The 11,042-nt window shown below is 62.2% G+C and carries 8 protein-coding genes and 1 pseudogene; 8 read left to right on the top strand and 1 reads right to left on the bottom strand.

Translation table 11 applies throughout. From position 1 onward, the window contains the following. Nucleotides 1-582, top strand: a pseudogene (locus KUV41_RS11835) (aldehyde dehydrogenase (NADP(+))); the annotation flags it as partial. Nucleotides 583-997: 415 nt separating this feature from the next. Here KUV41_RS11835 and KUV41_RS11830 read toward each other — a convergent pair. Next, the gene (locus KUV41_RS11830; protein WP_206944524.1) at nucleotides 998-1,915 is read right to left on the bottom strand and encodes a LysR family transcriptional regulator; all 918 of its coding nucleotides are present in this window, start codon (nucleotides 1,913-1,915) and stop codon (nucleotides 998-1,000) included. A gap of 227 nt (nucleotides 1,916-2,142) precedes the next feature. Between KUV41_RS11830 and KUV41_RS11825 the strand changes: the two genes are divergently transcribed. From KUV41_RS11825 to KUV41_RS11795, 7 genes are all read left to right on the top strand, one after another. Next, nucleotides 2,143-3,480, top strand: a complete 1,338-nt coding sequence (locus tag KUV41_RS11825; RefSeq protein ID WP_222486272.1) for an L-fuconate dehydratase — start codon at nucleotides 2,143-2,145, stop codon at nucleotides 3,478-3,480. A gap of 79 nt (nucleotides 3,481-3,559) precedes the next feature. Further along, nucleotides 3,560-4,648, top strand: coding sequence for a TRAP transporter substrate-binding protein (locus KUV41_RS11820; protein WP_261396021.1), 1,089 nt, complete (start codon nucleotides 3,560-3,562; stop codon nucleotides 4,646-4,648). A 128-nt stretch (nucleotides 4,649-4,776) separates the two neighbouring features. After that, complete coding sequence (locus tag KUV41_RS11815) at nucleotides 4,777-5,268, top strand: TRAP transporter small permease (RefSeq protein ID WP_206944527.1); 492 nt, start codon at nucleotides 4,777-4,779, stop codon at nucleotides 5,266-5,268. Continuing rightward, nucleotides 5,265-6,521 carry a TRAP transporter large permease gene (locus KUV41_RS11810; RefSeq protein ID WP_206944529.1) on the top strand — a complete coding sequence of 419 codons (1,257 nt, stop codon included), beginning with the start codon at nucleotides 5,265-5,267 and terminating at the stop codon, nucleotides 6,519-6,521. Before KUV41_RS11815 ends, KUV41_RS11810 begins: the two co-directional genes overlap by 4 nt. A gap of 130 nt (nucleotides 6,522-6,651) precedes the next feature. Then, nucleotides 6,652-8,079, top strand: a complete 1,428-nt coding sequence (locus tag KUV41_RS11805; protein ID WP_206944531.1) for an FAD-binding oxidoreductase — start codon at nucleotides 6,652-6,654, stop codon at nucleotides 8,077-8,079. A 171-nt stretch (nucleotides 8,080-8,250) separates the two neighbouring features. Continuing rightward, nucleotides 8,251-9,405, top strand: coding sequence for a fumarylacetoacetate hydrolase family protein (locus tag KUV41_RS11800; RefSeq protein ID WP_222486270.1), 1,155 nt, complete (start codon nucleotides 8,251-8,253; stop codon nucleotides 9,403-9,405). A 704-nt stretch (nucleotides 9,406-10,109) separates the two neighbouring features. Further along, entirely contained in the window at nucleotides 10,110-10,712 is a 603-nt protein-coding gene (locus KUV41_RS11795; RefSeq protein ID WP_206944536.1) for a cytochrome P460 family protein, read from the top strand. Nucleotides 10,713-11,042 lie beyond the last annotated feature (330 nt).

Genomic DNA, 11,042 nt, shown 5'->3' with positions numbered 1-11,042 from the left:
CAGACCATGCTGACCCCCGGCATTCATGACGCCTACACCCAGGGCGTGAAGACCCTGGCGGATAGCCAGAGTGCCCGGGAAGTGGCGCGCGGCCCGGCAGGCGACGGTCCCAACCAGTGCCAGGCAGGGCTATTCGTGGCCGACGCCCAGGACTTCCTCAAGGATGACGCCCTGCAGGCGGAAGTGTTTGGCTCCACCTCCCTGGTGGTGCAGTGTGCCGACCTCGATGAGGTCAAGGCCCTGGCCGAGGGTCTGGAAGGCCAGCTGACCGCCACCCTGCAGATGGACGATGGCGACGTCGATGCCGCCCGTGGTCTGCTGCCGATCCTGGAGCGCCGTGCCGGCCGAGTGATGGCCAACGGCTGGCCGACCGGTGTCGAGGTATGTCACGCCATGGTTCACGGTGGCCCTTACCCGGCGACCTCGGACTCGCGTACCACCTCCGTGGGCAGCGCTGCCATTCACCGCTTCCTGCGTCCGGTGTGCTACCAGAACCTGCCCGACAGCCTGCTGCCTGACGCGCTGAAAGACGGCAATCCGCTCAAGCTCAGTCGTCTGGTGGATGGCCAGCGCGAGGCGTGAGACTTGTCGCCAGTCATCCAGCAGGAAGGTAGATGATTCGGCAATACGTCGCACTGCAAGGACCGGCATATCATGCTGGTCCTTGTTTCTCCCTTATCCCAGGTTGTGCTTTCCCTTTGGCAGGCTCGCCGGTCCCTTTTCGTGAACGCTATCGTCTTAATGACGAACATCAGGCGGCGATATCCGCTATCGATCAAGCTGAAGCCCCCCTTACATCCGCTATGTCAGCGGTGCCTTTTCCTGCCCTTTATACCGAATTTCCGCAAAGTATTGACGTTGGAATGATGCGCTCAGGTCATCCTGTCAGCCTTGGTGTCTCTTTGCCTATTATGCAGAAATTGCGCACTGACATCGTCCGATGCCCCGGCTCCCAAGCCTTGAACAAGCGGGCGGCTGTATTGCGTCTGCGTCCGGTCTATCCGGTCAGCTCTTGCACCAGCTCCTTCAACGCTTGTGGCCAAGGCTCATTCTTGCGGGTGAGGATGCCGTAGTAGCCAAGCGGCTCACCGATGGTCAGCGGCAGTACCGCAAAGCGACCCTGGGAAAAGGCGGTCTTGACCACCGAACTCGGTAACACCGACAGGGTGTCCGATGACGCCACCAGCTGCAGCGACGCCTGGGTTGAGGTGGTTTCGATGACGTTGCGCGGTGACGCGACACCCGCCTCGGCCAGTGCCGCTTCAAACAGGCCGCGCATGGGACTGGCCATGGGATGCAATACCCAGGGCCAACGCACCACCTCGGCAAGCTCTGGCACCCCTTGGCACAGCGGATGCTCCGGACGCGCCACCACCGATACCGGTTCTTCCTTCAGCGGCAGAAAATCGAACAGGTGGCGCTGGGAGGGGTCGGTATATCGGCCAATGACCGCATCCAGCAACTTATATTCCAGGTCCACCAACAGCCTGTCGCTTGAGTTTTCCATCAACGAGATTGCCAGACGCGGTCGCTGGCGCTTCAAGGCGGCCATGGCGTGAGGCAGCATCACCGGTGCTGCACCGGGTACTGAGCCCAGCGCCAACCGACCATGCCCGCCCTCGCGCAAGGAAGACAGCTCTTCTACCAGCCGATCGGTATCGTTCAATAGCCTTCTGGCATAGCGCAGCACTGTCTCACCGGCGGCAGTCGGCTCCATCCGCCCTGGTTCACGCTCGAACAGCGGCAGACCGAGAAAGCCCTCGATGTCCTTGAGCATCTTGCTGGCGGCCGGCTGACTGATATTTAGCTGTCTGGCAGCGGCATGCATGTTACGACTTTCGTCCAAAGCAACCAGCAACATCATATGTTTTACCCGCAGCCACGTCTTGACGTGAACGCCGCTATCATGGGCCATTGCGTGCCTCCGATGGGGTCGGTATTCACGCATGATAACCTGTGGTTATCGGCACGACAAAAACTTCCATTGGCCGGTCTTTTTTCTGTCTGATTAGACTCTCCCTACGCCACTACATATCACGACAGATTTTTCTGACAGGTCTCTCTCTTCATCGTTTTCACAGCGCTTAATGGATGCGATATCGAGCCCTGCCTTTCAACAACATCAATGACAAGGCCGCCAGCATGACCACCATCACCCGCGTGGACGCCCGCGACATTCGCTTCCCCACATCCCGCCAGCTCGATGGCTCCGATGCCATGAACGAGGCCCCGGACTACTCCGCCACCTATGTCATCCTGCACACCGATCAGGAGACCGAAGGCCATGGCCTGAGCTTTACCATCGGCCGCGGTAACGACCTCTGCGTCGCTGCGGTAAAGGCGCTGGCGCCGACCCTGGTCGGGCGTCGGCTGGAAGACATCACCGCGAACATGGGCGCCTTCTGGCGAGAACTGACCAGCGGCGATAGCCAGCTGCGCTGGCTGGGTCCGGAAAAGGGGGTGATGCACCTGGCCAGCGCTGCCCTGGTCAATGCACTGTGGGACCTGTGGGCCAAGCACGAAGGCAAGCCGATCTGGAAGCTGCTGGTCGACATGCAGCCGGAAGAGCTGGTGCGCTGCCTCGACTTCCGCTTCGTCACGGATGCCATCACCCCGGAAGAAGCGATTGCCCTGCTCCGCCGCAATGCCGCCACCAAGGCGGATCGCGAAGCCGAGATGCGCGCCGACGGTTATCCCGGCTACACCACATCCGCTGGCTGGCTGGGCTACTCAGAAGAAAAGATGCGCAGGCTCTGCCGCGAGGCCCTGGCCGAGGGCTGGGAGCACTTCAAGCAGAAGGTCGGCGGGGACATCGAGGAGGATCGTCGCCGGGCCGCCATTCTGCGCGAAGAAATTGGCGAAGAGCGCACGCTGATGATGGACGCCAATCAGATGTGGGATGTGGACGAAACCATCGTCAACATGCGCCGTCTGGCCGAATTCAATCCGCACTGGATCGAAGAGCCGACCAGTCCAGACGATATCCTCGGCCACGCCGAGATCCGTCGCCGTCTCGGTGGCGGCGTGTTCGGTCCCTCCCAGGGCAAGCAGCCGGGCGCCATTGGCGTGGCCACCGGCGAACACTGCCACAACCGGGTGATGTTCAAGCAGCTGCTCCAGGCAGGTGCCATCGATTACTGCCAGCTGGACGCTGCACGTCTGGGCGGCCTCAACGAAGTGATCATCGTGGTGCTGCTGGCGGCCAAGTACGGCGTGCCGATCTGCCCCCACGGCGGCGGAGTCGGCCTGTGCGAATACACCCAGCATATTTCGCTGTTCGACTATATTGCGGTCTCCGGCTCCATCGAAGGTCGCCTGCTCGAATACGTCGACCACCTGCACGAACACTTCATCGATCCGGTGCGCATTCGCCACGGCCGCTACCTGGTACCCGAGGCGCCCGGCTACAGCATCACCATGAAGGCGGAATCCCTCGACGCCCACCAATTCCCCGAAGGCGCGGCCTGGCAAGACGCCTGAATCGCGCCCACCCCGGCCCATCCCACCCTGTCGGATGGGCCAGCATGCCACTCACCACCGCCTCTGAAAGGAGAGCACCATGACAACAACCACAATGCCCCAAGGCCCCTTCGCTCTTAGCCGACTCAAGCTGGCGATCTCAACCCTGACCGTCGCGTCGCTGGCCGCGGGCTTCGCCGCCACCAGCCAGGCGGCGACGGAAATGCCGCCGATTCCCGAGGTCTCCGGCAGCACTGTCGAGGGCGACGGCGACGACTACACCCTCAAGTTCAGCATCGGCACCACCCAGTCCGGTGCGCAGTATCGCGGACTCGAGTACTTCGAAGACATCGTCGAGGCCCGCAGTGACGGCCACATCCAGGTCGAGCTGTTCCACAGCGCCCAGCTGGGTGACGACCTGCAGGCCGTCAGCGCCCTGCAGTCAGGCACGCTGGAAATGACCGCCCCGTCGACCTCTCCCCTGGTCAACATGTTCCCTCAGTTCGCGGTGTTCGACCTGCCGTTCCTGTTCCCGACCCCGGAAGTGGCGGATGAGGTGCTCGACGGCGAGATCGGCGACAGCATGCTCGAGGTGGCCAGCACCAACGGCCTGAAGGCCATCGGCTGGGCCGAGAACGGCTATCGCCAGCTGACCAACAGCCAGACGGCGGTGGACTCGCCTGACGATCTGGACGGCCTCAAGGTCCGCACCATGCAGAATCCGATCCACCTGGATATCTGGAAGACTCTGGGCGCGAACCCCACACCGATGTCCTTCGCCGAGCTGTTTACCGCACTGGAGCAGGGCGTGGTCGACGGCCAGGAGAACCCCTGGATCACGATCCAGTCGTCCAAGTTCAACGAAGTGCAGGGCTACGCGACCGAGTCCAATCACGTCTATACGCCGTTCATCACGTTGGTGTCGGAGCGCTTCTGGAACAAGCTTCCGGAGAGCTACCAGCAGCTGCTGGTCGAAGCCGCTGGCGAGATGGGTGAATACCAGCGCCATGTCAGCCGCACCCTGAACGGGCAGATCAAGCAGGAATTGATCGATGAGGGCATGACCATCACCGAGTTGACGCCGGAACAGGTGGCCACCTTCCAGGACACCCTGGCCCCGGTCTATGACGACTGGCGCGACAAGATTGGCGGCGAGCTGATCGACGATATCCGCGCCGTGTCCCAGTAAGTCGACACGACACTGGATGCGGACCCACGAACGTCCATGACAGGGCTTGGCGCCACAGCACCGTGCTGTGGCGCCAAGCCCTGCCGCCGCCCGCGGCGGCGGTGCTGTTGTCACCACGGAGGTGACCCATGACCACCCTATCTTCCACGACCACCCCGGGCATTCTGGGATGGCTCATCACGACGCTGCGTGTGGCCGTTGGCCTGCTGGTCCTCGGCGTCGTGTTCTGTGTGACCGCCAACGTGTTCGGTCGCTTCGTGCTCAACACCTCCTACGCCTGGGCGGAGGAGATGTCGCGCGTCATGTTCATCTGGCTGGTGCTGCTCGGTGCCGGTCTCGGCAGCCTCGAGAAAGAGCACGTGGCCGTCACCTACTTCAAGGACCTCGCCCCGGCGGGACTGCGTCGCCTGCTCGGATTTGCCGCAGTCGCGGTGATCTACCTGGTCTGTGCCTGCATCCTGATTGGCTTCAAGGAGCTGATTTCGGGCTACACCAGTTCGACCCCGATGCTCGGCATTCCCAAGACCTGGCTGTACAGCGCCATGCCGGTCATGGCTGGCCTGACCCTGATCGCCAATACCCTCGCCCTGGTGGCCCTGTGCAGGAGATCTGAACCATGATCCTCTGGAGCATCCTGATCGGTCTCGCGATCTGCATCGTCATCGGCATGCCGATTTCGTTTGGTCTTGGGGCCATCAGCCTGTTTATCTTCTTCTATTCGGACTACTCGCTGTCCCCCATCGTCGACCAGGCGGTCAATGGTCTCGACTCGTTCCCGCTGCTCGCCATTCCGCTGTTCATCCTGGTGGGCGAAGTCATGAGTGAAGGCGGCATTGCCACGCGCCTGGTACGTCTGGCCAGCGCCCTGGTGGGCTTCGTGGCAGGCGGGCTTGGACAGGTCGCGGTCATGACCTCGATGTTCTTCGGCGGCATCAGTGGTTCTGCCGTGGCGGATGCCTCGGCCGTAGGCAGCATGATGATCGAGCCGATGAAGCAACACCGCTACACCGCTTCCATGGCGACCGCCATCGTGGTGGCGGCGTCGGTGGTCGGTATCATCATTCCTCCGTCGATTCCGATGATCCTGTTCGGGGTCGTGACCAATACCTCGATCTCGCAGCTGTTCCTGGCGGGTATCGTGCCAGGCATCTTGATCACCCTGGCACTGGCAGGAACCACCTACGTGCAGTCGCGCAAGAACGGCAAAGGACAGGCGTTTTCCTTTCCGGAGCTTGCCAGCGCGCTCAAGGACGCGATGTTGGCACTGCTGCTGCCGGTCATCATCGTCGGCGGGATCCTGACCGGCGTCTTCACACCGACCGAGAGCGCGGCTATTGCGCTGGTCTACGCCTTCGCGGTGTCGTTCTTTGTCTATCGCAGCCTGACCCTCAAGCGCTTCTTCGAGCTGTGCATTGCCACCGGCCGCCTCACCGGCGTGGTCATGCTGCTGCTGGCCTTTGCCAGCGTGCTGGCGTGGCTGCTGACCGCCAACATGATCCCGCAGCAACTGGTGGTCAGCCTGTCCGCGATCACCGAGAACAAGCTGCTGCTGCTGTTGATCCTGTCCGGTTTCCTACTGATCGTCGGCTTCTTCATGGACCTGACTCCCGCCATGGTGATCCTGGCCCCCTTGATGACCCCCGTGGTCGTGAAGCTGGGTATCGATCCGGTGTACTTCGGCGTGCTGATGTCCTTCATCCTGGGCATCGGGTTGATCACGCCGCCGGTGGGAACCGTGCTCTACGTCGGCTGTGGCGTTGGCAAGGTGGGCATGGAAAGCCTGGTCAAGAGCCTGCTGCCCTTCTACTTCACCCTGGTGGCGCTGCTGGTGCTCTTCCTGCTCTTCCCTGGACTGGTGCTGTGGTTCAAGTGAGCCAGCGTAAACAACCCAGGGCGCCCGGAAAACCGGCGCCCTGGCCCCCTTTAGCGATGCGACCGAGCGCCTGTCTCGTCAAGACACTGGAGGGCGACGATCCATCGCCCACTAAGCGGAGTTGGCCCATATGAGCCCCCACGATCCTCTTTTGCAATTCCTCGTACAGACCCTCGGCAACAAGGGGGTACTGACCGAGACGAGCGACATGGAGCGCTACCTGGTCGACTGGGCCGGAGCACGCGGTGGCCTGCCATTGGCCGTCGCCCGGCCCGACACACCCCAGCAGGTGGCGGACGTGCTTGGCTACTGCCATCGTCACGATATTCCGGTGGTGCCTCAGGGCGGTGGCAGCGGCCTGGTGGAAGGTGCGCTGCCGGACAGCCATGTGCCTGAGCTGGTGATCAGCCTCGAGCGCCTCAATCGCGTGCGCTCGATCGACCCCCTCAACTTCAGCATGAGCGTCGATGCAGGCTGCATTCTGCAGACCGTGAAGGAAGCCGCTGAGGTACAGGATTTGACCTTCCCGCTATCACTGGGCGCCCAGGGCAGCTGCCAGATCGGTGGCAATATCGCGACCAACGCCGGCGGTCTCAACGTATTGCGCTATGGCATGATGCGCCAGCTGGTGCTCGGCATCGAGGTGGCACTGCCCGACGGTCGCCTGCTCACCGATATGAAGGCGTTGCACAAGAACAACACAGGCTACGATCTGAAGCAGCTGTTCATCGGCGCCGAAGGGACCCTTGGCATTGTCACCGGAGCGGTGCTCAAGCTCTATCCTCGTCCCCAGGTCACCCGCACGGCCCTGATCGGCTGTCCCAGCGTCGAGGCCGTGCTCGGGCTCTACGCCCAGGCACGCCGCCACTGCTGCGATCTGTTGACGGCGTTCGAACTGATTCCCCGCGCCTGCCTGGAGCTGGCCTTCGAAGCCGATGCAACGTTACCCGACCCGTTGGACGGTGCCCATCCGGTGTATGTGCTGATGGAGGTGGCCGCCAGTGGGCCAGCAGATCTGGATGCGATGATCGAAGCGCTGTTCGAGCGTGGTATGGAAGACGGCCTGCTCGACGATGGCGTGCTGGCCTCCAGCGAGACCCAGGCCGCCCAGCTGTGGCAGCTGCGCGAGGCCATGCTCGAGGGCCAGCAGCGCCGTGGTGAACACCTGCGCACGGATGTTTCCCTGCCCATTTCCCAGCTGCCAGCGTTTCATGCTCAGGCGGAGGCAGCGGTGCTCGAGTCGTCACCGGAGTCCCAGGTCATTGCCTATGGCCACGTCGGCGACGGCAACCTGCACTTCAACATCCTGCCTCCCGGCCACCTGGACGATGACGCCAAGCGCAGCCTGCTGCACGAGCTGGAGGAACAGATCTTCTCCATTGTCGGCGAGTACAACGGCAGCATCAGCGCCGAGCATGGGATCGGCCGCGTCAAGCAGCCTCCCTTCCTCGAGAGCCTGTCCGCCCCGGAACACGACATCATGCGCGGCCTCAAGCGACTTCTCGATCCACGTGGCCTGATGTGCCCTGGACGCATCCTGCCGCGTACCCAGGGTTGAGCCAGGGCTAAGCGATAGGTAAGCGATAGGTGAGAAATAGTTCAGACATAGTTAAGAGCTAGTTAAGCCAAAAGTGGTCAGGGCCGAGACACGCCCTGCCCCATGTGACGCTCGAGCGGCTGACGCGACATATAGCAACGCGAACTGACAAACGAACCAAAGGATGCCCCTATGAATAGCCTGCCTTCTGCCCGCGACGTGCTACCGCAAGACGCCGAGCGCGCCCTGCTGGTCGGCCGAGTCTGGCGTGATGACCAGCGCGGCCCTGTCGTCGTGACGGTGCGTAATGGTGAGGTGATCGACCTGTCCGCCACTGTCAACGTGATGGCTGACCTGCTGGAGCGGGATGACGCTGCACATATCGTAGCCAACGCCGAGGGCGAGTCCCTGGGGACTCTGGACCGCCTACTCGACAACGCTGGCTCCTCCAGCGCTCCTTACCTGCTCGCCCCCTGCGACGTCCAGGCCATCAAGGCCTGCGGCGTGACCTTCGCGGTCAGCCTGCTTGAGCGAGTGATCGAAGAGCAGGCCGGCGGCGACGCCGCCCGTGCCGGTGAACTTCGAGAAGAACTCAAGCGCGTCATCGGCGGCGACCTGTCAAAGATCCGCCCTGGCTCGGACGAGGCCATGGCGCTCAAGGCAGAGCTGCAGTCCCGAGGCGCCTGGTCGCAATATATGGAGGTCGGCATCGGCCCCGATGCCGAGGTCTTTACCAAGGCTCAGCCGCTGTCCGCCGTTGGCCACGGTGCTGCCGTCGGCCTGCACCCGTCGTCACACTGGAACAACCCGGAACCGGAAATCGTGCTGGCAGTCGACGCCCGCGGCAACGCTCGCGGAGCGACGCTGGGCAACGATGTCAATCTGCGCGACATCGAGGGACGCAGCGCGCTGTTGCTGGGCAAGGCCAAGGACAACAACGCGTCTTGCGCCATCGGCCCCTTCATCCGCCTGTTTGACGAACACTTCTCCATGGATGACGTGCGCTCGGCGATGGTCAGTCTGCGTATCGAGGGGGACGATGATTTCCTGCTGGAAGACGCCAGCGACATGCGTGAGATCAGTCGCGATCCGCTGGACCTGGTAAGTCAGACCATTGGCGACCACCACCAGTACCCGGATGGCTTCATGCTGTTCCTTGGCACCATGTTCTCGCCCATCCAGGATCGCGATGGTCCCGGCCAGGGCTTTACCCATCATCTGGGTGATCGTGTCACCATCTCGACGCCACGCCTCGGCGCCCTGACCAACCAGGTCCAGCGCTCCGATCAGTTGCCCCCCTGGACCTATGGCATCCGTGCCTGGCTGAAGCATCAGAGCCGCGGCTAGCCCTTGATATGGCGCTTCGGTTGGCTCTTCGGGTCCACAGACAGCGCCTCCCACTCCCTTTTGCCTCGTCTCGCGACGGGGCTTTTTTCGTTATAGCGGTGCCTACACCGCGTCTCCCCAACGGCCGCTAACTCTGAGCTGAACCGCGCGGATACTACAGAAATCTCGCATGCAGTATGCGAGTTCCAGCACCACCCGTAGCTGCCTTTTCGAGCTTGACGTATACCTTCCACGACACCGGGCGCCCGCGGCCGCACTCGCTGCACCCCATGGCGACACAGCCAAACAACATAGCCGAGCGACATAGCCAAGCGACACAGCCAAACAACATAGCCGAGCGACATAGCCAAGCGACACAGCCAAGCGACACAGCCAAACAACATAGCCGAGCGACATAGCCAAGCAGCGCAAGCCGCCCACGCCCGCGCTCCTAAAAGAGCGACCGGAAACGTCTGATCAGAAACGCCTGTCCCGAAACGACTAACCGGAAACGCCTAACCGAAAGTCACTGGCTGGCCATCACTGGCCGGCAATTAATGACCGGCAATTACTGACCGGCAATCACTGACAAAGGAACCGGACTGAATCCAAAAGGCCAGCCAAGAGCCTTATGACCGACCGACTACCGTGCACAGCCCACAAGCGAGGCGACATCAGCCCTACAAGGCCGTCCCCTGCGCAAGGGCGATCAAGGAGGAACTACCATGCTCAACCTGCTGCGCTACTCAGCCGCCATGGCTGCAGGCCTGATGGCTACCAGCGCCCTGGCCGATACCTACTTCGAGATCAAGGACGGGGAGTTGACCCGGCCTACCGGCTTCCGCGAGTGGGTGTTCGTGGGGACCCCGCTGACCCCCAATGACATGAACAATGGCAAGGCCCCTTTCCCGGAATTCCATGCTGTCTACCTTGACCCGGAAAGCTGGGAGCATTGGAAGGAGACTGGCGAGTTTCGCGATGGCGCGATCATGGTCAAGGAGCTGATCAGCGTCGGCAGCAAGCAGGCTGCCAGTGGCAACGGCTACTTCATGGGTGAGTACATCGGCCTCGAGGCCACCATCAAGAGCAGCGAGCACTTCCCGGACGAGCCAGGCAACTGGGCCTACTACAGTTTCTCGACGCCGGATCACTCAAGCCTCAAGGAGACTGCGGCCCCCTTTCCCACCGCCGCCTGTAACGCCTGCCATGCGGCAGCGGCGGCAGACGACTTCGTCTTCACCCAGTACTACCCCGTGCTGACAGCGGGCAAGGGTGCTGGTGTAGACGCAGGCGGCGGCACGCAGTCCCAACTGGGCACCACCCCATAGCCTGACTGACAAATTCCACCTTAGCGCCTGACGCTTACCGGTTCCCTGCCCTTCTGGCGGCCACCTACGGCCGCCTCTTTTTACATCAAAGACCCTTCTTTACTGAGGCCTGCTGCTTGTTTCTGACGGCGCCGGTCACCGCGCTTTGCTGCGACCATGGCCACGGCGCCAGAGCGATACTTATGCACCCGTCCTCTCACCCCAGTTCTTTGCCCAGCACTTTCAAGCTCAGCACTTTCAAGCTCAGCTCTTTCAAACCCAGCCCTTTCACCTTCGACTCAGTCCACCCCAGTCCCTTAAAGTGAAGCCTCGCATGGGTGGTTGCCGCCG

Source organism: Halomonas sp. DP8Y7-1 (assembly GCF_019801685.1).
Taxonomy (GTDB): Bacteria; Pseudomonadota; Gammaproteobacteria; order Pseudomonadales; family Halomonadaceae; genus Halomonas; species Halomonas litopenaei_A.
The sequence above is the reverse complement of the archived record's forward strand: the minus strand, read 5'-3'. Positions and strand labels throughout refer to the sequence as shown.